The organism is Oceanobacillus sp. Castelsardo (assembly GCF_001659985.1).
Lineage (GTDB): Bacteria > Bacillota > Bacilli > Bacillales > Amphibacillaceae > Oceanobacillus.
The window spans coordinates 719,523-741,720 of the sequence record NZ_LYCS01000001.1 but is presented as its reverse complement, the minus strand read 5'-3'; the positions used below and the strand labels follow the sequence as shown (position 1 = coordinate 741,720).

The following is a 22,198-nucleotide window of genomic DNA, read 5'->3' as shown; positions in this document are numbered from 1 at the left end:
GAAAACTAATCCTATAAAAAAAGGTTTTTTCTACTAGTAAATTCATCCCGAATTATCCCGACTTCATGAAAAGGAAACTTCCAATTTTCCAATTGAAGAATAAGAAACTTCATAATGACCACTTTGTACAGGTAATGGTGAAATAAACGTTCCCGAAGAAATCATCATTCCTTTTTTAAGCGTTTTATTATGACTAGCAAGCTTCCTAACTAACCATGCTACAGCAGATACCGGATTATCTAACACTGCTGATGAGATACCTTCACTAACTTTTTCCCCGTTGTGGAAAAGCTCCATTTTAATATTAGCTAACTCATCGAATGAAGGAGGTGTAATTCCTTCAGAAACAACGACAAGTCCTGTTGCCGTATCATCAGAAAGTAGGTCAGCTAAAGAAAAGTTAGGAAACCAATCCATATAGCGTGAATCAGGAATCTCAAGTCCAGCTGCTATCTTACTTTTATTTAAAATTTCTTCTTCTGTTGCAGTAGGTGATAGATCCTCCGTTAAAATAAACACTAATTCTGGTTCTATTAAAGGTGCAAATAGGTTAGATAAAAGAATATTGTCGCCGGATTTAATGATATTGGAAGTGAGTAGTGTTCCGTATGCCGGTTCATGAGTATTTGCAATAGCCTGTGTTTCTTTACTTGTCATACTAATTTTATATCCGATAATTTCCTCGTTATGTACTTCTTGAATTCTCTTCATTAACTCATCTTGAACAGCATATGCAGTATTTTCATCTAAAGTATAATCATTTCGAATAAACTCAATTGGAGTTTTTGTTTCACGAGCTTGGTAAATTTTTGTAACGATTTCTTCTATTATATTGTAGTCCATATGAAACACCCCTTTTTTGTATAAATTAATGATAATATAATCAGCCAATTCTGTAAAATCCACATTTTCCCCCTAATGTTCTAATTTTGCGGAATAGTCATATACATATAAATATCGAGTTTAAGTTTAAAGCTTTTTATAAGAAAGGATGATAGAATACATGGATAAGTCACCAAGAGATAACAATAAGTTTGATAAAGATAAAAAACAGGAGCAGTTGGAACAGTATAGAGAGAAAAACACAGGTAAAGGCGAGAAAATGACAGATGACGCTGGGTTTAAAATTTCGAACGATCGGTGGTCCTTAAGAGCCGGAAAGCGGGGGCCGACATTATTTCAGGACTTCCATTTTTACAGAAAACAGTCACATTTTAGTCGGGAACGGATACCAGAAAAAGTTGTTCATGCAAGAGGTGACGGAGCATATGGGGAATTTGAGTTATACAAATCCATGAAACATGTAACAAGAGCACACTTTTTGCAAGAACCTGGCACTAAAACACCTGTATTTGTCCGATTTTCCAACTTTATAGGGAGTAAAGGGTCCAAGGATACAGCCATTGATATACGTGGTTTTGCAACCAAGTTTTACACACAAGAAGGAAATTATGATATGCTGGCACTCTCATTTGCTATCTTCGCTATTATGGATGCCATGAAATTTGCCGATTTTACCCATGCGGTCAAACCGAATCCAAGGACAGGTGTCCCACAAGCAACTGTTGCGCACGATAATGCCTGGGATTATATCTCCAATAATCAGGAAATTGCCCATTTTATTATGTGGCTTATGTCCTATCGGGGCCGTCCAAGAAGCTGGCGGATGATGGAAGCTTGGCCAGTTAATACGTTCCGATTTATCAACGAACAGGGCAAATCAACATTTGTTAGATATGTATGGAAGCCTGTGCTTGGTGTCCATTCATTATTATTGGATGAAGCGAATACCATTGGAGGGGTCGATCCGGACTTCCATCGCAGGGATTTACATGAGGCTATTAAGCGTGGAGCATACCCCGAATATGAACTAGGTGTGCAACTGATTGCAGAAGAAGATGAATTTAAGTATGAATTTGACATTCTGGATGATACAAAATTTTGGCCGGAAGAGGTCATTCCTGTTGAGATAATCGGTAAAATGACGTTAAATCGTCTAGTTGATAACCATTTTGCAGAAGAGGAACAGTCTTCATTTGATCCAGCAACTGTTGTTCCAGGAATTGATTTCACCGATGATCCTGTCCTACAAGGTAGATCATTTGCCTACCGAGATACAGATTATCATCGACTTGGTACGGCAAATATAAATAATATACCGGTCAACCAGCCTATCGTTGAAAGAAACTTTAACCAACGCCAAGGAGTTGCGCGTCATCGGATTGATGTTGATTCCGTAAATTATCATAAAAATTCACTAGCTAATAATACGCCGGCAGAGACCCCTCCCGAAGAAGGTGGGTATGCACATTATCCGGAGAAAGTTGAAGGACACAAGACGAGAGAACGTCCAGGTGAATCGTTCTATGATTTCTTTTCACAACCAAGACTTTTTTGGAATAGTATGAACCCAGTTGAAAAACAGCATATTGTAGAAACCTTTACTTTTCACCTTGGATATGTAAAAAGTAAATCTGTTAGGCAACAAGTTGTGGATATGTTTGTCAACGTTGACAAAGGGATGGCATGTCAAATTGCAGATAATATTGGTGTTGAACGTCCAAGCGGGACCAATGTACCGGTTACTAAAAGTTCCCCCGCTCTTACTCGGACGAAGTATTATGCATATACCCGAACAGTTGCTGTTTTGATTGGTAATGGTTTTAACGGGCAAGAGGTAACTAATGCGCTTAATGTATTACGCAAATATGGGGTTTGGGTGGACATTGTAAGTGAAAATCTAGGTACAGTTATAGGGGATGATGGCACAAAAATTAACGTTGATAAAATATTTACCTCAACATATCCTGTTTTGTTTGACTCTATCTATGTCGTTGGAGGAAATACTAAAAATCAAGAAAAATTCAACCAGAGTGTTATGCATTTTATAAATGAACAATATAAACACTATAAACCAATTGGTATTGCAACGACTGCTCAGTCTTATATTCAACCATCTGATAAAAACAATTTAGATGGAGTAGTATTTGCCTCAAATAATCCAAACTTCGGAAATGATTTTGTCGAAGCAATCGCAAAACAACGCTTCTGGAATAGGAAATAAATTATAGAAGGGATATGATTATTCATTTCCCTTCTTCCTCATTATATTAAAGATATATCTACTAAAATATTATCCTATCCTAAAATATGATAGAATGGTGTGTAAATTTATCTGAATATCTTCATGGAATCTTCCAAAGTCCTCTCTTTTAAATCCATAAAAATAATAGAATCAGGTGATACTTATGAAATTAATACTCGCAGAAAAACCCTCTGTTGCTAAAAATATAGCGGATGCTTTAAAAATAAAATCGAAAAAGGACGGCTATTTTGAAGGCAATGGCTATTTAGTGACCTGGGCATTCGGCCACTTGGTAGAGCTTTATGATGCAAAGGATTATGATAGCAAAATGGCTCGTTGGAAAATGGATAATTTCCCTTTTATCCCAAATGAATTTAAATATAAGGTGAAAAGTAATCCAAGAAATAGAGAAAAACCAGATAGTGGTGCAAATAAACAATTAAAACTAATTCATCAATTAATCCATAGGAAGGATGTAGAAGCAATTATTTCAGCTTGTGATTATGATAGGGAAGGACAATTAATAGGTGATAGCATTATATACCGTGGTGGAAAACAGTCTAAACCAGTATATCGTTTACTATTAAATGAGTGGACACCGAATGAAGTAATAGAAGGATTAGCAAAGATACAACCAAATCATGCGATGAAACCTCTAAGGGATGCTGGAATAAGTAGACAGTGGGCAGATTGGATTATTGGTATAAACTTAACTTCTGTAGCTACATTAAAATACCAAAAAGGTAGAGGAAAAGTATTGAATGTTGGCCGTGTACTGTTACCTACATTAAAGATTATTTATGATCGTGATAAAGAAATTGAAAAATTTGTACCAGAAAACTACTTTAAATTAGAAGCTACTTTTGAGACGAATAATGGTGAAGAATTTAAAGGGGTTTATAAGGAGAAAAAAGAAGATAAGTTTAAGAACAGAGAATATTTAGAAGAAATCCAAAGAAATTTTCTGAGTAGACAAGCTACCATCGTAGATAAACAAGTACAAAGAAAAAAAGAGTTTCCTCCATTTCTATTTAATCTATCTAATTTACAAGGGTATATAACGAATAAATATAAAGGTTGGACCTCTGATAAAGTTTTGAAAGTAGCACAATCACTCTATGAAAAGAAGTTAATCACATATCCGAGAACGGCTAGTACTGTACTAGAAGAAAGTTTAGTTGGAAAAACTGCTCAAGTCTTAAAAGTGCATACAGAAAACTTGCCATATAAGGATGAAATAAAATTTATTAAATCAAAAAGAGTTTTTAATAATGCAAAGGTGGAAAGTCATAGTGCTATTATTCCTACATACTTGAATCCTAAACGGCTAACACAGGATGAGTCTATTGTTTATTCTGCTATATTAAATCGTTTTATCATGCAGTTTATGCCTGTTGCAGAATATGAAGAAACGACTCTATTCATGAAAGTTGTTTCCAATCAATTGAGTGGGGACTTTCATTCAAAAGGAAGGGTACAACTTATAGATGGATGGAAAAAGGTTGAAAAAATAGAATCAAAAGATACTTTATTACCCCATGTTCAATTGAATGAACAGGTACATATAAAACATTTAGAAGTTACCGATCATGTCACTAAACCACCAAAAGCCCATACAGAGAAAACACTTCTTCGTGTAATGGAAACATGTGGAAGGAACTTGAAAGAGGATAGTGAGGAATTTCTTGGCAGCATTTTGAAAGGATTTAGCATTGGAACCCCGGCAACAAGAGCTGAAACGATAAAAAAATTAAAAGATGTAGGATATATTTCTAGTACTGGAAAAATTTTAAGTTGCACGGAACTCGGTGTGAAATTGGTAGAAACTTTTCCAGTCCAACAATTATTTGATTTGGATTTTACCGGTAGATTGGAAAAAGTTCTTTCGGACATTCAAAAAGGTAAAGCGAGTAAACAGGATTTTTTAAGTACCGTTTTTCAATTTACAATAAATTCCGTTGAAACAATTAAAAGTTCTGAAGAGGTTATTATTCAAGAAGTTAAAAGTAAAAAAGTGACTAATGAAGTACTTGGTAAATGCCCAGAATGTGGAAATGAGATTATCGACGGTTATAAAGGATTTGGATGCAGTAATTGGAAAAATGGATGTAAATTTATTATATGGAAAAATGATAAATTTTTACAAACGATGAAAAAGAAGCCAACAAAAACAATGGTAAAGCAAATATTGAAAAATAACAAAGCATATGTAAAAGGATTAACGAGTAAAAATGGAAAAAAATTTAATGCGTATTTAAGCTATGAAAAAAATAAAGATAATGATTACTATAGTTGGATAATGGAATTCAAGAGACAATAAGGAAGCCGATCAAAAACTTGGCATAATGCTTATTTACTTCTCTTATAATAATGTAGTAATGTATTCTTTCCGATTTAATTTAAATCCTTCTAATATACTTTGATATTTAGTTCTTACATACTATGGTTGCAACATTTTCACTAGTTAGGTAATATTGGACAAGAACATAGTTTGTTAGCTTATTAGACTGGGGGATTTTATTGGAGGGAGAAAATGTTTAATAAAAAAATAGTATCCATCTGTCTCATATGTTTATTATTTTTAGGTGCATGTAACAGTGAAGAGAAAACTACTTCCGTATCCAAAAATCCAAGTAATGAAAATAATCAAACTGAGGTAAAAGAAGAAAAAAGCAATGAACAAATTGATGAAGAGAAAGATAACAAAAACAACTTGGATGTAGAGATTTTTTCGGAAAGTGAACCTGTTTCTAGCGTTGATTCCTTAGAACAGATGAAAAATCAGAAACCTGGATTATTGGTGAAAGATACTTCGTTCCAATTTGAAGTAGGGAGTCCGGCTAATGAACCGTTACATTCAAAACAAATAAAGGCAATAATTCAAGAACTAGAAACATTAACAAATGAAACAGAAGATTCATCAGAGATTTATAATAGAATCGTTCAATTACTTGGCTATCCCAATTATAAAAAAATAATTGAAAAGGCAGAGAATTTCGAGCCAAGATTTGATGAACCATTTATGCCGACTGTTAGTATGAAGGATAATAACGATATTCAGTCTAACCACGGTAAAGCTATCATTCTTTTAGATGCAAAATCAAGTATGCTTTTGTCACAAGATGGTCAGTCGACATTAGAAATTATTAAAGATTCAATTAATAGATTTGTAAAAATAGTTGGCCAAAGTAATGAGGTATCCTTAATTGTATATGGCTATAAAAATAATAATTCAGAGTCCGATGCAGCCTTAGCTTGTAATGCAGTAGAAGAAATGTATCCGATGGGAACTTTTGATGAAGAACAATTCAAGGAATCATTAAGAACGATAGAAGGTAATGGTGAGTCACCGTTAGCACGAGCAATACAAAAAGCAGAAGAAGTAAGTGGGGATGAAGATGAACATGTTTCGATTTATGTGATAAGTAATGGTGCAGAGACATGTGATGGAGACCCGGTTAAAGAAATTGAAAAGTTTATGAGTAAAAAAGTGGATAGAGCTGTTCATTTTATTGGCCTAGAAGTTGATGAAAATACAGAGGATATGTTGAAGGAACTTTCCATTTTAGGAAAAGGAACCTACTATTCAGCCAAAAATGAAGGTGAGTTAAAATCTATTATCGGTGAAAAATGGCTTAAAAACTACATTGATCTAGCTCTTACTCATACAAAGGCACCAGGACCATGGGAAATATTAGATGAATATAATCGATTTGATGAGGATTTAAACCGGATTAGAGAAGTTATTAAAACGGAAAAGTCAAGATATGACCAAGCTGTTCAAATTCTACGTTTGGAAAAATTAGTTGATCCATCAATTATAGAACAGGTGTCTGAGCTTATTATTGAAGAATACCGTAATAAGTTAGATGTCATTAGTGAATTTCGTGCAAATAAACTAGAAGAAATCGATCAAGAGGCAAAAGACATTAGGGATCAAGTGGAAGAATGGAAAGAACAGATGAGACAACAAGAAAATTTAGCATTCGCTACTTAGCCTGATGAATGACCCCGTACACTTTGCAAGAGAAAGAAAGTCATCCGGAACAAGCACTAGCACATATTAAATGCAGTGCTTGTTTGTCATTTATTTGAAAAAAATTCACGAAAAATATGTAGTTTATTAGCCTATCGGTGAAAAATTTGGTATTATATTACTGTGAAATTATTAAGTCTTAACCGGCTGGCTTACTAACACACAATATTCTGGGACTCGATTACTAAGTACCACTGTAAACAATGGTTGCAACATCGGTACTAGCAGGTCCTATACGTTGTAAGACAATTAACGTGAAGAATTCGAGTTAATCAAGAATTGTAAGTTGATGGAGCGGACAGCCTAATCAAGTTTGATAAGTTCAACTAACATTCAGTGGGACGGATTGAGAAATCACTGAATAAGTTTCGCTTTATTATACTTTACTTTTTATTGTATAAGCGGTTTAATGTTACGTAGAGATAAATGTGTGAAATTCTATACATTTAACTTTACCAAAAGTACATATTAAAGATTAAGAAAGGTGATGTTTAAATGAGTAAACCTAAAGTGGTTGTACTAGGTGCGGGTTATGCAGGACTAGTTACAGTAAGACATCTAACAAAAAAATTATCACAAGAAGAAGCTGAAATTGTACTTATCAATAAACACAATTATCACTACGAAAGTACTTGGTTACATGAAGTAGCAGCTGGAACACTTACTCCTAACCAGGCTCGTTTTATGATTAGTGATGTAGTAAATCCTAACCGTGTTCGTCTAGTTTATGACACAGTTGTTGAAATTAATAAAGATGAAAAACGTGTTGTATTAGAAAATAGCGAAGTTACTTATGACTATCTTGTAATTGCATTAGGATTTGTAACAAACACATTTGGAATTAAAGGAATGGAAGAAAATGCATTCTTTATTCAAGATATCGATTCAAGTCGCTTAATTGCGGAACACCTTGAATATCAATTCGCAAAATATAGTGCAGGAGAAATCGCTGACGATGAAGCTTTAAACATCGTTGTTGGTGGAGGCGGTTTCACTGGAATCGAGTTTGTTGGTGAACTAGTAGAAGAAGTACCAAGACTATGTAAGAAACATGATATTCCACGTAATAAAGTACGTATTATTAACGTGGAAGCAGCTCCTTCTATTTTACCAATGTTCGATAAAGATTTAGTATCTTACGCTATTCAATCACTTGAATCTCGTGGTGTAGAATTCCGTATGGGTGCAGCAATCTCTGAATGTACACCTGAAGGATTCGTTGTTGGGGAAGATAAAGAGCTAATTAAAGGTGGAACGGTTGTATGGACTGGTGGTGTAACAGGAAGCCCAGTACTAGGTAAATCCGGATTTGAATTAGTAAGAGGTAAAGTGAACGTTGATGCTGATCTTCGCATCCAAGGTGAAGAGGATATCTTTGCTCTAGGAGATTGTTCATGGGTAATGAACAAAGAAACTGGACGACCTTACCCTCCTACTGGTCAATTAGCAACTCAAGAAGGTGTAGTAGCGGCTGAAAACATTGCTTCATTGATTCATAACGGCCCATTAAAAGACTTTGTATTCAGTGACAAAGGTACTGTTGCTTCACTTGGTATGACAGATGGTATAGGAAATATCTTCCAAGGAACTAAAATAAAAGGTAAATCTGCTGCAACTATGAAGAAAGTAGTAGATGATCGTACATTGTTCCTAGTTGGTGGAGCGAAGACAGTAGTGAAAAAAGGTAAATTCCGTCCTTTCTAAGAACGGGCGCTGGAGCCGGACGTAACCTTTTCCGGAAATAAATTGATAATCAAACAGATTTAAAAAGTATTGCTCTATAATGCTCTAAAAAGGGGAGGTAATTTTTAAATGAAAAACTTCTTATACGGTATGTTACTTGTGCTAGTTGCATTAGTAGGGTATAGAGTAGCAAGTGATTATTTAGAAGACACTAGAGACTTCTATTAAGAATAAAGCCATTTAGCTAATTTAGCTAAATGGCTTTTATCATTACATGATTCTGTCATTTTACCTCATAATAAGCATGAGGTGAAAAAATGTTGTTTTTAGCTTTAATTTTTACTTTATTTACACATCCCGTTGTATTAGATTCAGAAGTCTTTGAATTAAAAAAGCATAACGAAATATGGTTAGAAAAAGTTGAAATTGATCAGTATGAATGGACTAACTTCGATTCTATTTTTTTGGATATGAATAAACTGGAATTATTGATGGATAACTTAGAGTCAAAAATTTATAAAGAACCAATGAACGCAAAATTTGGGAAAAATAATGAAATCATCGAGGGGAAATATGGGATAACTTTGGATAGAAATGAGTTTCTTGAAAAATTTATTACCCATTATTATAGTGCTACTAATGAAAAGTTAAATGTTCCTTTAAGGGAAATATACCCTAAGGTAGATAGCGGATTACTAAAAGAAATAAGTGCAAAACAGTTAGGAAGCTATGTTACCTTTTTTAGAAGTAGTAATAAAGAAAGGTCTCATAATATTTCATTGGCTACAGAGGCAATTGATAATACTGTTGTTTTTCCAGGAGAGACCTTTTCCTTTAATGATATTGTTGGGGAGCGAACAAAAGAAAAAGGGTATAAACGTGCACCTGTCATTGTAAGAGGAGAATTATCGGAGGATATTGGGGGAGGAATTTGTCAAGTATCTTCCACTCTTTTTAATGCTATTGATTTAAAAGGTATACAAATAGTAGAACGTTATGCCCATAGTAAAAGAGTTCCATATGTTCCACCTGGTAGAGATGCTACTGTAAGTTGGTGGGGACCAGATTTTGTATTTAAAAATTTATATAATGAACCTATTCTAATCCGTGCTAAGGCTGGAAATGGTAAAATGATTGTAACGATATATTCAACGGAATCTGCAGAAAATTTTACTGGTAATTAAATAAGTCGATGAAAGAACATCTAGTTTTTTATGCTAGATGTTTTTTTGTTTTTAAATTTTTTCCTTTCTTATAGTGGGTAGCGTTTTAAATCATTCACGCATAGGCTATAGCACATTCAAGAAAGGAAGGGGATTCAATGGAAGGTTTAACATTATCCCACTGGTTATATGGTATATTCACGATAGTTATTATCGTTACCATGATATTTAGAAAAGGCGTTGTTTTACCAACGATTCTAGGAACTTTTGTTATTGCGTGGGTTTTTACAGGAGATATAATTGGTGGATTTAAAGCGATTTTCCATGCCAATTTAGTTGCAGCTCAAGAGTTATTTAACATTTTTTTAATTATTATGTTTATGCTTGCACTCCTTAATTCCTTAAGAGATTTAGGAGCAGATAAACGGATGATTCAACCAATTCAAAAGTTAATGGTCAATGGGCATGTCTCCTTCTTTGTGTTGGCGATTGTCACTTATGTTATATCTTTATTTTTCTGGCCAACTCCAGCCGTCCCGTTAATTTGTGCATTGTTAGTACCTGCAGCAGTTCGTGCAGGGCTACCAGCCATTATTGCCGCAGTAGCTATTGCTATAGCCGGACAAGGAATGGCGCTATCCTCTGATTACATTGTTCAAGTAGCTCCAAGTCTCTCAGCGGCATCTGGTGGCTTAGATGCATCCGTAGTAGCAGATAAGGCTCTTATTTTGTCACTAATTTCTGGGGTATTAGCATTAGGTTTAGCTTATTTATTCTATAGAAAACAAATCCGCTCTAAAGAGGATAAAAATATTCAAGATGAATTAAGAAACTTGCAAACATCAGATGAACCAAAAAATGAAGCTAAGACCGTAAATCTTAAAATATGGAGTAAGATTTTTGCGGTATTTGTGCCAATTTCTCTTCTCTTAGTTCTTATTGTCATGTTACTGAATAAGCTTTCTTCTGGCGATGGAGGATTAGTAGGTGGAGATGGAGCGGCTTTTGTTGGTGGTGTAGCTGCTATTTTATTACTAATGTCGACACTTGCTTTTGGCAAATCAGAAGCATTGAATTATATTAGTAATCATATTACGGATGGTTTCGTATTTGCATTCAAAGCGATGGGGCCTGTCATACCAATTGCGGGTTTCTTTTTTCTAGGTAGTGGTGATTTTTCTGGAGCTATATTGGGAGTGGAAAATGGCCCATCTTTATTATTTGGCTTAGTTGAAGCAATGCAAGAGTTTCTGCCACAGAGTGCATTTTTTGCTGGGTTTAGTATTTTAATTATAGGTATTATTACCGGGCTAGATGGATCTGGATTTTCCGGTTTACCATTAACTGGAGCGCTTGCTGCGAGTTTAGAAACCGGTTCTATCGATGCATCAACATTAGCGGCAATCGGGCAAATGGGTGCAATCTGGACTGGGGGTGGGACCATCATTGCATGGTCGTCTTTAATTGCTATAGCAGGACTATGTGGGGTCTCTGTAATGGAATTAGTACGTAAAAACTTTTTACCAGTGATCATTGGTTTAATTGTTTCAACCGCCATAGCCGTATTCCTATTGTAATAGAATAATCTTATCCCTTCATATAAATATAGTATCCAACTTAATAGGAGAGTGGAAAATGCCAAAAAATACGGGAACCATTGTTCATGAATCTCTAGATGCTTTATTTGGAGATAGTACTTTTTTGTCAGAATTACTGAATGACGAGAGGGAGAAAGCGTTACGGTCGATTCGTTCCATTCTTTCAACGCCAAATCATGTGTATAAATCTTTTTTAAGATTGCCATTAGAAAATGGGGAAATTGTTCGAATACCAGCCTTTCGTGTTCAACATAATAATATATTGGGTGCTTACAAGGGTGGTATTCGATTTCATGAGACAGTAAATGAAGATGAAGTAATTAATTTAGCAACATTAATGACATTGAAAAATGCTCTACATGATGTTCCTTTTGGTGGTGCGAAAGGCGGCGTCGTTATTAATCCAAGAGATTTTGAAAACAAGGAACTTAATTTAATTTGTAAAAAATATGTTCGCTATTTCAGTGGAATTATTGGACCTGACAAAGATATTCCTGCTCCAGATATGGGTACTAGTGAAAGAGAAATGGATTGGATGATGGCAGAATATAAAAGTATTCATCCAGGAGAAAATTATCTTGGAAGCTTTACAGGAAAAAGCACAATAAATGGTGGTTCACTTGGAAGAAAGACAGCAACTGGTAAAGGCGTATATTACTCCTTGCGCTATATGTTATATGATTTTCTAAATGAAAATAAAGATTGGTTAAAAAGTCAAAACAATCGATATGCTAACAAACTAATATCTTGGCAAGCTAAACCCTTAAAAATTGCTATTCAAGGTTTCGGAAATGTAGGTTCCATTATTGCTTCTGAAGCTTCATGTTGCCCATATTTAGAAAACAAAATTGTAGCTATAAGCGATCGAAATGTTACGTTATATCATTCTGATGGATTAGATATTACTAAATTGAAGAACTATACGAAAAGAAATTTTGGAGACCTACCAATGAATGAGAAAGAATTAGAAAAGGCAAATATAACAGCTAAAATAATGCCTCGTGATGATTTATTAACATTAGATGTAGATGTCCTTTTCTTAGCTGCACTTGAAGACCAAATCAATAATAAGAATATGAACCAGATAAAAGCAAAAATTATTGTAGAAGGAGCGAACTCACCAATAACTGGAGATGCAGATCTTTTTCTAAATAAGAAAGAAAAAATTATTATCCCTGATATTTTAGCAAATGCTGGTGGTGTTATTGTTTCTTACTTTGAATGGATGCAAGGTAGGGATACAAAATTTTACACAGAAAAGGAAGTAAATAACCAGTTGTTTGAGAAAATGAAAAAGACCTTTGAGGTAGTTTATCCACAATATATTAGAGATAATTATTCATTGAGAGAAAATTGTTATATTCAAGCGGTAATGAAGTTATCCGTTGTACTCTACAAACAAGGTAAATTATATTAAGCAATCCAAAAACAGTTCCACTATGGAGCTGTTTTTTATCTTTAAAAGTTAATGATTAATAATTCTGATATTTACAATTTTTCCCAACTGTTATAATATAGTTGTTGAGAGTGCTATTAAATATAGGGGGAGGGCGAAAGTTTGAATGCAGTTTTAGTTGCAATTATTGGTTTGGTTGTTTTTGCTTTAGGTTATCGCTACTATTCCAAGTTTGTAGCAGAGAAAATCTTTAAATTAGACCCAAACTATGTTACGCCAGCTCATCAATATAAAGATGGGGTGGACTTTGTTCCTACTAATAAATTCGTTCTGTGGGGACATCATTTTACGTCAGTTGCAGGGGCAGCTCCAATATTAGGACCTGCAATAGCACTTTATTGGGGATGGTTGCCAGCATTTTTATGGGTAATTATCGGCACTGTTTTTGCTGCTGGTGTCCATGATTTTGGTACGTTAGCTTTATCGGTACGTAATAAGGGGCAGTCAATTGGTACGATTGCCGATAAATTAATTGGCAAAAGAGGGAAAATCCTATTTTTATTTATTATTTTAATTTTAGTATTAATGGTAAACGCTGTATTTGCTTGGGTAATAGCAAATTTATTTATTAGTTTTCCATCAAGTGTTCTTCCGGTAATGGCGCAAATTCCATTAGCAATAATTATTGGTTATTTAGTTTATAAGAAAAATGTAAGAATGCTTGTACCATCATTAATTGTTCTTGCTATTATGTATGCAACGGCGATTTTATCTGCACAATATGAAGTGTTACAAATTGATTTAGTTCAGTATATGGGTGGAGAGGATGGTGCTGGATTATTCGGTCTTGGTGCCGTATCAACAGCCTTTATGATTTGGATTGTATTTCTAATGGTTTACTGTTATATTGCTTCGACACTTCCAGTTTGGAAATTATTACAGCCTAGAGATTTTATTAACTCACATCAATTAGTAGTAGGTTTAGGTATCTTGTATCTTGGTTTACTTTTTACTAATCCTGAAATTACTGCACCAGTATATAATGAAAATCCGGATAAAAACTGGTTGCCATTGTTATTTATTACGGTAGCCTGTGGAGCGATATCAGGGTTTCACGGACTTGTTTCATCCGGAACGTCTTCAAAACAATTGAATAAAGAGACGGATGCTAGATTTGTTGGATATTTTGGTGCGGTTGGTGAAGGGATTTTAGCACTAATTTCAATCCTAACAGTCGCAACATTATTTGCTAATACGGATGAATTTTTTGCAACATATAGTAGCTTTACAGCCGCAAATGGAGCAGGACTTGGCGCTTTCGTTGAGGGGGCTTCCATACTTGCTGGAGGAATTGGTATTCCGCCCGCCATTGCTGCAACTATTGTTTCTGTAATTGTAGTTAGTTTTGCAGCAACAACATTGGATACTGCTGTTCGTTTAATGCGTTATATTATTGCTGAGTTAGGTGCTGAATATAAGATTCCAGCATTAACAAAAACCCATGTTGCTACTTCTGTTGCTGTAGTTTCAAGTGCCGCACTTGTATTAATACCAGAAGGACCAAATGGGTTTGGATCTGGAGGATACTTAATTTGGCCTTTATTTGGGACGTCAAATCAGTTATTAGCCGGCATTAGTTTAATGCTTATATCGATTTGGCTTAAGCGTAAAGGAAGAAATTATGCTGTTACGCTAATTCCGATGATTTTCTTAATGATTATGACAATGGTTGCATTATTCCAGCAAGTGTTCTTTGAGTGGTCTTGGTGGGGAACAGGTTCTAATACTCTACTATTTGTGTTAGGTGCCATTATATTCGTATTTGCATTTTGGATTGCATTAACGTCCTATTCTGTCATGACGGGCAAATATGATGACCCGCTTGATGATAATAAAGTAGGTTAATTAATAATAAAAAGGGATCCGTTTAGTGGTCCCTTTTAGGGATGTGATTTACTTGTTAGACAAGATAAAAAAATTAATAGAGTATTATGAAGAAGTGATTAGCCTACCCCATCGTACCGAAATTGCGAGAGAATTACGAAATGAAGACGATTTGTTTCTATTATTGCTTTATTCGGAAATGATTGGGATTCCTAATCCAGTGTACTACTACACGTTAGAGCTTTATCCATATATGATTGAAAAATTTCATGATTGGCATTTGAGAATGGGGATGGATCATTCACCATTATCCGGAATCCGATGCTGTTAATTTAATCAAAATGAGGGAATAACATGAAGGAATTGGAGAAAAGAATCATATTTATCGGGGGAAAAGGTGGGGTTGGTAAATCTACAACTGCAGCGGCTATTGCATGGAAATCCGCAAATTCAGGGTTTAAAACATTACTAGTATCTACAGATCCAGCACATAATTTAGGGGATATTTTTAATAAGAAAATTGGGGGGGAGACTACCCGGGTTTTTGAAAACTTATTTGCATTAGAGATTGACCCTGAAATAGAAACAACAAAATACATTAATCAAGTTAAAGAAAATATTAAAGGAACCGTTAATGCGACGATGATGCAAGAGGTGCATCGTCAATTGGATACAGCAAAAGCATCTCCTGGAGCGGATGAGGCTGCTTTGTTTGATAAGATAATTGCTGTAATTCTTGAAGAGAGTCATAGTTTTGATAAGATTATCTTTGATACTGCACCTACAGGGCATACGATAAGACTTCTTTCTTTGCCAGAATTAATGGGAATTTGGATTGAAGGTTTGCTTAAACGCAGAAAAAAAACGAATGATAATTATACACAATTATTGAATGATGGGGAACCAATAGAGGATCCAATTTATGACGTACTAAAAGAAAGAAAAGATCGGTTTCAAAAGGCTAGAGAGGTTTTGCTTGACCGTAAAAATACAGGGTTTATATTTGTATTAAATGCAGAGAGATTACCTATTTTAGAAACGAAAAAGGCTATAGATTTACTTGATAAATACCATCTCCATGTTAAGACCGTCGTCGTAAATAAAATATTGCCAGAAATAGCAGATGGTGAATTTTTGCAGCAACGAAAAGAATATGAGAAACAATACTTAACACAGATTAAGGAAACCTTTAAACAGCAGCAATTAATTCTTGTTCCTTTATTCGCGAACGATATAACAAATAAGCAACAATTGGAAAAGATTAGTAATTACTATTAGATAAAGAAAGGGAGAAGAGTGTGAAAGCATTTGTATTAGAAAATGACGAACATAAAGTTATTGAAATTAAAGATCCCATAGCGAGTACTGGGGAAGTGGTAGTTGCAATAAAGGTTGCCGGTTTAAATCGGAGGGATACATATATAAAAGCGCGTAGAAAGGACAACAACAAAGAAGCAGTTATCATTGGTTCAGATGGTGCCGGTGTTGTGGAAAAAGTGGGAGATGGTGTTACAAGATTTAAGGTTGGGGATGAAGTTATTATTAACCCTTCACTAAATTGGTTTGAGTTAACAGATGCACCCCCACTAGATTTTGATATATTAGGTCATCCGACTGATGGTACATTTGCTGAAAAAATTGTTATATCTGAAGAACAATTAGAAAAAAAACCTGCCCATTTAAATTGGGAAGAAGCCGGTGTCTTGACTTTAGCAGCCTTGACAGGATATCGAGCTATCGTGACGAAAGGACAAATTAAAGCAGGTGAGACAGTATTTATCCCTGGTGCGGGAAGTGGTGTTGCAACCTATTTAATTCAATTTGCAAAAAATATTGGAGCTAAAGTAATTATTAGTTCACGAAGTGCCCAGAAACAAAATAAAGCAAAAAAATTGGGAGCAGACATCGTACTCGATACAAACAGTGATTGGGAAAAGCAGTTAGAAGGAGAAACGATTGATTTAGTAATAGACAGTGTTGGAGGAGAGACGTTTAAACGTTCACTACAAATACTTAAAAAGGGTGGTAGAATCGTAACATTTGGTTCTACAACAGAAGATGATATTTCATTTAATCTCCGCGAGTTTTTCTATGGCCAATATAAACTATTCGGTTCTACAATGGGAAGTAGAGAGGAATTAAGAGAACTGTTACAACATTTGGAAGTGTATAACATGCACCCTGTTGTCGACCGTGTATTTTCCTTGGCTGAGGCAAAGGAAGCTATGAACTATTTACAAAATGGGTATCAATTTGGTAAAGTAGCAATTCATATTAATGATTAATATAAAATAAAAGTGGAGAGATCCGGATTGATGGATGCTCTCCTTTAATTCTTATTTCAAATATTTTTCAATCTTATCAATAGCAACTTTTAACTTTTTGCTATTTGTTTTATACAATGTTTTAGATTGCGGATTCTCAGTAGATAAAGCAAACAATTCTAAATCCGCCTGACATTTCTTCATGGTGGCTAAAAGTAATGGTTTTTCATTTGGAGTAGGGACCGCAATCGTATCATCATATAAATCGACATATAGTTGTCCATCTGTATCTGCTTGACCGAGAAATACATTTTCAATGCTAACGTTAAGTTTTTCTAATTCGGTTTCAAGCCATGTCAAGTTTAAGTTTAAATTGGCTAAAGATTCATATAGAACTTTCCCATCCATAATGATGGTTTGTGGTTCCTTTTGTGGAGCTAGTTTTAATCCTAAATCTTTGGCTGTTAATGGCCGGTTTTCTCTTTTTGGCAAGACATTTAGGGTTCCATCAGGTTCTAAAACAGCAAACTCTACATCAGCGGCAAGAAACACATCTCTCTCTCGAAGCTTTTCAAGTAAATCATCTGTAGAATAGCCTTGCTTTTTTAAGTTATCTTCCATTATTTTTCCATCTTGAATAAAAACAGTACTTTTACCTTCCATGAAATTGCGGAATGCTTTACTTTTTAATGTGATTTTCTGAACTACATATGGAATGGAGAACCAAATAACCATTGCGATAATAGCATAAATAATACTAGAGTTTGGGTCAAATGTATTGATAGCAACAATTCCACCTAATACTACACCAGTTATATATTCAAAAACGTTCATTTGGGATAATTGTTTTGATCCAAGTATTTTCGTTATAGTGAATAAAACAACCATAAGAACGAGTGACCTTAATATAACTTCAATCCATTCAGGAAATTCTGGCATATGACGTTCTATCCTTTCCAATAAATTACTTGGCAGGTAGGAAAGTATATAACTTTCTTCCCGCACCATTGCAACTAGTCATTCGCCAAGTCCAAAGCGAATAGCAAGTTTCTAATATTGTGGTTCTTCGCGTGTTAGGTGAATGATTTGTTGATTCAAACTTTCTTTCACTTCCGAAATAATTTGTTGTGCATCTTGAAATGCTTGTTGCGACTCTACATTTTGTGTTTTATTTTTTAAAATTTGCAGTGTTGCTTCTATATTTTTAACAGAAGCATAACATCCCTTTACTTCAGAACCTACTGTCATATATAAAAACACCTCTTTAAAATATAGTAAATCTAACCTTTTGGTCGAAATAATAACGCGCCAATTACCCCAAATATTATTGCCGCTGATATACCCGAGCTTGTAACTTCAAACATTCCTGTTACTACACCAATTAACCCGTGTTTCTCAGCTTCTTCCATAGCACCGTGAACTAAGCTATTACCAAAGCTTGTAATTGGAACCGTCGCGCCCGCTCCAGCAAAATCAATTAATGGTTCATATAAGCCAAATCCATCTAAAACAGCTCCAATTACAACAAGAGTAGTTAAGGTATGAGCGGGACTTAATTTAAATACATCAAACATAATTTGTCCAATCACGCAAATAAGTCCCCCGATGACAAAAGCCCAAAAGAAAATCATAAAACATCACTTCCTGACTCGATAGAAACTGCATGTGCGATACCAGGTATGGAATCGCCTTGATTCACGCTTAGGGGTGATTGCAGAGAACCGGTAGCTACTACTAAAATACGATTCAATTTTCCTTCCCTAACCATTTTGACAAAATGACCATAAGCTACTATTGCGGAACAAGCAGGACCACTTGCCCCCGCAAATACTGGTTGATCTTCTTTATAAATTGTTAGTCCACAATCGACGTATTTTTCTTCCGGAAGATCAATTCCTTTTTTATGAAGAAGATCTAATGATACTTCTCTTCCAATACGAGCCAAATCGCCTGTAATAATTAAATCATAGTAAGAATGGTCAATATTCCTTTCCTTTAAATGCGTTTCAATCGTATCCACTGCTGCGGGCGCCATTGCTCCTCCCATGTTAAAAGGATCTGTCATTCCCATGTCAACAACTTTGCCGATTGTCGCGGAAGTAATGATGGGACCATTACCCTCTTTTGCAACTAATGCACATCCAGCACCAGTAACTGTCCATTGAGCTGTAGGTGGCTTTTGTCCACCGTATTCTGTTGGGTAGCGAAATTGTCGTTCAGCAGAAGCATTATGGCTTGACGTGCCACTAAGAATATAATTTGCTCCATTTCCATTAATAATAGCGGCGGATAGTGCTAAACTTTCTGTAGAAGTAGCACATGCATTAAATAAACCAAAATAGGGGATTCCCATTGTTCGAGCAGCGAATGTGGTTGGAGTAATTTGGTTAATAAGGTCACCACTAATAAAAAAATCTACTTGTTCTTTATCAATGGAACTTTTCTTAATAGCAACTTGACAAGCTTCTTCCATCATTATTTGTTGTGCCTTCTCGAAGGAATCTTGATTAATCCACATGTCTTCATGCAAAATATCAAATGCATTTGGAATGTTTCCTTGTGCCTCAAAAGGTCCGCCAACAGTACCGGTTTCCATTATTCTAGGTTTATTATTAAAAATCCAAGTTTGATGTCCAGTGAGCATTATAGGCCACCCCATTGAATAAGAATGGTTTTAATTAGAGCAACAATAAAGGCAGAAAAAACACCGTAAACTATAACGGGTCCAGCTAACTTTAACATGCTTCCTCCAACACCTAATATGAAACCTTCTGTACGGTGTTCTATAGCAGAGGAAATAACAGCATTACCAAATCCTGTGACAGGCACAGCGGTACCAGCACCAGCAAATTGACCAATGTGATCATAAACACCGAAACCAGTTAATAGCATAGTTATAAATATTAAAGTTGCGACAGTTGGGTTTCCGGCAGTTTGTTCCGTAAAATTAAAAAAGTAAATATAAAACGTTGTTATTATTTGTCCAATTAAACAGATCGTTCCTCCAACCAAAAAAGCCTTGATACAATTTTTAAAGACTGGGCGCTTTACCTCTCTATCTTGCTGGAATGATTGATATTCTTGTGCTTGAGGTGGCAATTTCTTTTTCTTTTCATTAGACATTTAATCACTCTTTCCCCTTTCCATATTATGTTTTCTCTTTTGATAATTTAGTAATACGATCAATCTCTTTGCCTAATTTAGTAGGTTTGATTGTATTAGCTTCTATTTGCTTCTCTAGTTTATCTAATTCTAAAAAAATTTTTTTATCTACGGTAAGTTCAACATGAAGATTTTTGAAATGCTTTTTTACCTCTTCTGTTAACTCCTTTTTTATTTCTTTCAATTGGAGCCGTCTACTATGTTCGATTTCCACCGCAATAATTAAATTTGTAGCGGTATTAGCGGCCTTTATTCCAGTTACCTCATTGTGATTTTTTAAAATTTCTTTTGCTTCATTAGAAGGGGTCTGATCAATCAACCGATTTGCAGAAATGTTTTTAACCTCTATTTTTTGATTATTGTCATTTTGATTATTGTCATTTTGATTTTCTGCTTGAGGGTTATTTTCACATGCAAAAAGAATAAAACTAGATATAATTATAAATATAAATTTATATACTTTTTTCATTTTTCTTCATCCTTTTATAGAGAATATGTAAGAGGCTGGAAAATCCAGCCCCTATAAAAATGGATTAAGATTATTGTTTATATTGAGGCTCTTCTTGTTCAATCTGTTGCATTCTTGGTTCTACACTATCTAGGATAGCTTGTGTTTGTTGTGCTGCAGATTGATAAATTTGTTTTGCTTGTTTATTTTCTGTTTGTAAAGCAAATTGTTCAAAACTTGCTTGTGCACTTTTTAAACCAGCAATTGTTTGTTTAACTTGAGTTCCAACAGTCAAAAGAATCCTCTCCTTTAAAAAATTTATCAAGTGTAGTTTTTGTTTTATGATATTGAATTATACTTCTATAATTTTCCTTCTGCGTTAAAAAAATGAAACATTTTGTCTTTTTAGTCGTATATAGGATTAGGAAAGAAGGTGGGAGGAATAAGGTTGAAAAAGAAAGGGCTAATTATTTTTATTTTATTTACTTCTTTTTTCATTCTAATTTCTCTATGTATGGACGAAAAAGGGGTTTTAGAGAAAGAAAAAGTAATTGAAAAAAAAGTCGATGATTTTGTTATACATATGAAAGTGGAAAGAGAAAAAAGTGGTATAGAGGTACATCACTCTCTACAATATCTAGGTGAGGATACGATTGAAATCTTGCATCAAACCCCTTTAATTTCCGTTTCTTTACTTAATAAAAACCATGATTTTACAGGAAGTTTAGTCCATAAAAAGATGGAGAAAGGTAATATTTATTATCAAGAGCCAAAAACCTTATCTCAAATAGACAAAAAGGGTGAATGGAATTTATATGTAAAAGCAAAATTTCTAGTAAACAACAAACTAGTCAATATTGAACATGTAGAACCGTTAATGTTTAACTAAAAAAATCAGAGAATCGCTCTGATTTTTTTATCTACATAAAGAAAGACTAAGGTTCAGGGGCATCTGAACCTTAGTCGCCCTTATTTCGAAGCTTGGCTGCACTTATCTCCCGCCTATAAAGGCGGGAGATTTGGTGACACCGCGTAGACATATATTCACAAAACATCTTCGAAACTGAAATTATTATAATAATTTTTCAGTTGTATTTCATATAGATTTTGGTAGACTTTAACTATTAAGAAATTATTGGAGATGATGATTTCATATGAAGACATTTAAGTTAAAAATGTTAAATGTTCAACCAGATAATCTAGAACAGAAACAAATAAAATTATTAGATGGCCTTATAATAAATAAAGAGGATGATTGTAATCCAGATCAGTGGTTAATTGAAGCCTTTGTTAGTAAAGACTACACTACTTATTTTGAAGAGGTAAAAAATATAAACGAATTAATGATAAAGGTAAAGATAAGTAAAATAGATAATGAACCTGTCCTTTTTAAATCGAGGATTATTGGTATAAATGATATTGGTGAAAATATCAATGTGTTGTTTAAAGGGAATATGGAAAAGAAAAAATAAAGTCGTA

At 34.5% G+C, this 22,198-nt stretch carries 21 protein-coding genes; 13 read left to right on the top strand and 8 right to left on the bottom strand.

The window, feature by feature from the left end; all coding sequences use genetic code 11:
• Positions 1 to 63: 63 nt before the first annotated feature.
• Complete coding sequence (locus A9178_RS03745; protein ID WP_068672707.1) at positions 64 to 843, bottom strand: 2-keto-4-pentenoate hydratase; 780 nt, start codon at positions 841 to 843, stop codon at positions 64 to 66.
• 160 nt (positions 844 to 1,003) lie between these two features.
• On the opposite strand from A9178_RS03745, the gene A9178_RS03740 reads away from it, so the two are divergent.
• The 11 genes from A9178_RS03740 to A9178_RS03690 all read left to right on the top strand — a co-directional run bounded on the left by A9178_RS03740 (position 1,004) and on the right by A9178_RS03690 (position 17,130).
• Positions 1,004 to 3,064: a catalase gene (locus A9178_RS03740; protein WP_047185445.1), complete on the top strand. Its 2,061-nt coding sequence runs from the start codon at positions 1,004 to 1,006 to the stop codon at positions 3,062 to 3,064.
• Between the two features lie 184 nt (positions 3,065 to 3,248).
• Positions 3,249 to 5,405 carry a type IA DNA topoisomerase gene (locus A9178_RS03735; protein WP_068672559.1) on the top strand — a complete coding sequence of 719 codons (2,157 nt, stop codon included), beginning with the start codon at positions 3,249 to 3,251 and terminating at the stop codon, positions 5,403 to 5,405.
• A 213-nt stretch (positions 5,406 to 5,618) separates the two neighbouring features.
• On the top strand, positions 5,619 to 7,082 hold the full coding sequence (locus A9178_RS03730; RefSeq protein ID WP_068672558.1) for a vWA domain-containing protein: 1,464 nt from the start codon (positions 5,619 to 5,621) through the stop codon (positions 7,080 to 7,082).
• 534 nt (positions 7,083 to 7,616) lie between these two features.
• Entirely contained in the window at positions 7,617 to 8,825 is a 1,209-nt protein-coding gene (locus A9178_RS03725; RefSeq protein ID WP_068672557.1) for an NAD(P)/FAD-dependent oxidoreductase, read from the top strand.
• Between the two features lie 296 nt (positions 8,826 to 9,121).
• Positions 9,122 to 9,988 (top strand): VanW family protein, encoded by an 867-nt coding sequence (locus A9178_RS03720; protein WP_068672556.1) that lies wholly within the window; start codon positions 9,122 to 9,124, stop codon positions 9,986 to 9,988.
• Positions 9,989 to 10,125: 137 nt separating this feature from the next.
• Positions 10,126 to 11,544: a hypothetical protein gene (locus A9178_RS03715; RefSeq protein ID WP_068672555.1), complete on the top strand. Its 1,419-nt coding sequence runs from the start codon at positions 10,126 to 10,128 to the stop codon at positions 11,542 to 11,544.
• A gap of 58 nt (positions 11,545 to 11,602) precedes the next feature.
• Positions 11,603 to 12,982, top strand: a complete 1,380-nt coding sequence (locus A9178_RS03710; RefSeq protein WP_068672554.1) for a Glu/Leu/Phe/Val family dehydrogenase — start codon at positions 11,603 to 11,605, stop codon at positions 12,980 to 12,982.
• 141 nt (positions 12,983 to 13,123) lie between these two features.
• Positions 13,124 to 14,866 carry a carbon starvation CstA family protein gene (locus A9178_RS03705; RefSeq protein WP_068672553.1) on the top strand — a complete coding sequence of 581 codons (1,743 nt, stop codon included), beginning with the start codon at positions 13,124 to 13,126 and terminating at the stop codon, positions 14,864 to 14,866.
• A gap of 52 nt (positions 14,867 to 14,918) precedes the next feature.
• A complete protein-coding gene (locus A9178_RS03700; RefSeq protein ID WP_197482144.1) occupies positions 14,919 to 15,176 on the top strand; it encodes a cory-CC-star protein in 258 nt (85 codons plus the stop codon).
• A gap of 23 nt (positions 15,177 to 15,199) precedes the next feature.
• On the top strand, positions 15,200 to 16,123 hold the full coding sequence (locus tag A9178_RS03695; RefSeq protein ID WP_068672552.1) for an ArsA family ATPase: 924 nt from the start codon (positions 15,200 to 15,202) through the stop codon (positions 16,121 to 16,123).
• Positions 16,124 to 16,143: 20 nt separating this feature from the next.
• On the top strand, positions 16,144 to 17,130 hold the full coding sequence (locus A9178_RS03690) for a zinc-binding dehydrogenase (RefSeq protein WP_068672551.1): 987 nt from the start codon (positions 16,144 to 16,146) through the stop codon (positions 17,128 to 17,130).
• A gap of 51 nt (positions 17,131 to 17,181) precedes the next feature.
• Here the strand turns inward: A9178_RS03690 and A9178_RS03685 are convergent, their stop codons facing one another.
• The 7 genes from A9178_RS03685 to A9178_RS03655 form a co-directional block, all read right to left on the bottom strand.
• Entirely contained in the window at positions 17,182 to 18,048 is an 867-nt protein-coding gene (locus tag A9178_RS03685; RefSeq protein WP_068672550.1) for a DUF421 domain-containing protein, read from the bottom strand.
• 111 nt (positions 18,049 to 18,159) lie between these two features.
• A complete protein-coding gene (locus tag A9178_RS03680; RefSeq protein WP_068672549.1) occupies positions 18,160 to 18,357 on the bottom strand; it encodes a DUF1657 domain-containing protein in 198 nt (65 codons plus the stop codon).
• Between the two features lie 32 nt (positions 18,358 to 18,389).
• On the bottom strand, positions 18,390 to 18,740 hold the full coding sequence (gene spoVAE / locus A9178_RS03675) for a stage V sporulation protein AE (protein ID WP_068672548.1): 351 nt from the start codon (positions 18,738 to 18,740) through the stop codon (positions 18,390 to 18,392).
• Positions 18,737 to 19,753 carry a stage V sporulation protein AD gene (spoVAD, locus tag A9178_RS03670; RefSeq protein WP_068672547.1) on the bottom strand — a complete coding sequence of 339 codons (1,017 nt, stop codon included), beginning with the start codon at positions 19,751 to 19,753 and terminating at the stop codon, positions 18,737 to 18,739. The genes spoVAE and spoVAD overlap by 4 nt, the downstream gene beginning before the upstream one ends.
• Entirely contained in the window at positions 19,753 to 20,232 is a 480-nt protein-coding gene (gene spoVAC, locus A9178_RS03665; RefSeq protein WP_068672546.1) for a stage V sporulation protein AC, read from the bottom strand. The genes spoVAD and spoVAC overlap by 1 nt, the downstream gene beginning before the upstream one ends.
• A gap of 25 nt (positions 20,233 to 20,257) precedes the next feature.
• A complete protein-coding gene (locus A9178_RS03660; protein ID WP_068672545.1) occupies positions 20,258 to 20,740 on the bottom strand; it encodes a hypothetical protein in 483 nt (160 codons plus the stop codon).
• 70 nt (positions 20,741 to 20,810) lie between these two features.
• On the bottom strand, positions 20,811 to 21,014 hold the full coding sequence (locus A9178_RS03655) for a DUF1657 domain-containing protein (protein ID WP_068672544.1): 204 nt from the start codon (positions 21,012 to 21,014) through the stop codon (positions 20,811 to 20,813).
• Between the two features lie 153 nt (positions 21,015 to 21,167).
• On the opposite strand from A9178_RS03655, the gene A9178_RS03650 reads away from it, so the two are divergent.
• Both A9178_RS03650 and A9178_RS03645 read left to right on the top strand, forming a co-directional pair.
• Positions 21,168 to 21,608, top strand: a complete 441-nt coding sequence (locus tag A9178_RS03650) for a hypothetical protein (RefSeq protein WP_068672543.1) — start codon at positions 21,168 to 21,170, stop codon at positions 21,606 to 21,608.
• A 265-nt stretch (positions 21,609 to 21,873) separates the two neighbouring features.
• Complete coding sequence (locus A9178_RS03645) at positions 21,874 to 22,191, top strand: YwpF family protein (RefSeq protein ID WP_068672542.1); 318 nt, start codon at positions 21,874 to 21,876, stop codon at positions 22,189 to 22,191.
• Positions 22,192 to 22,198 lie beyond the last annotated feature (7 nt).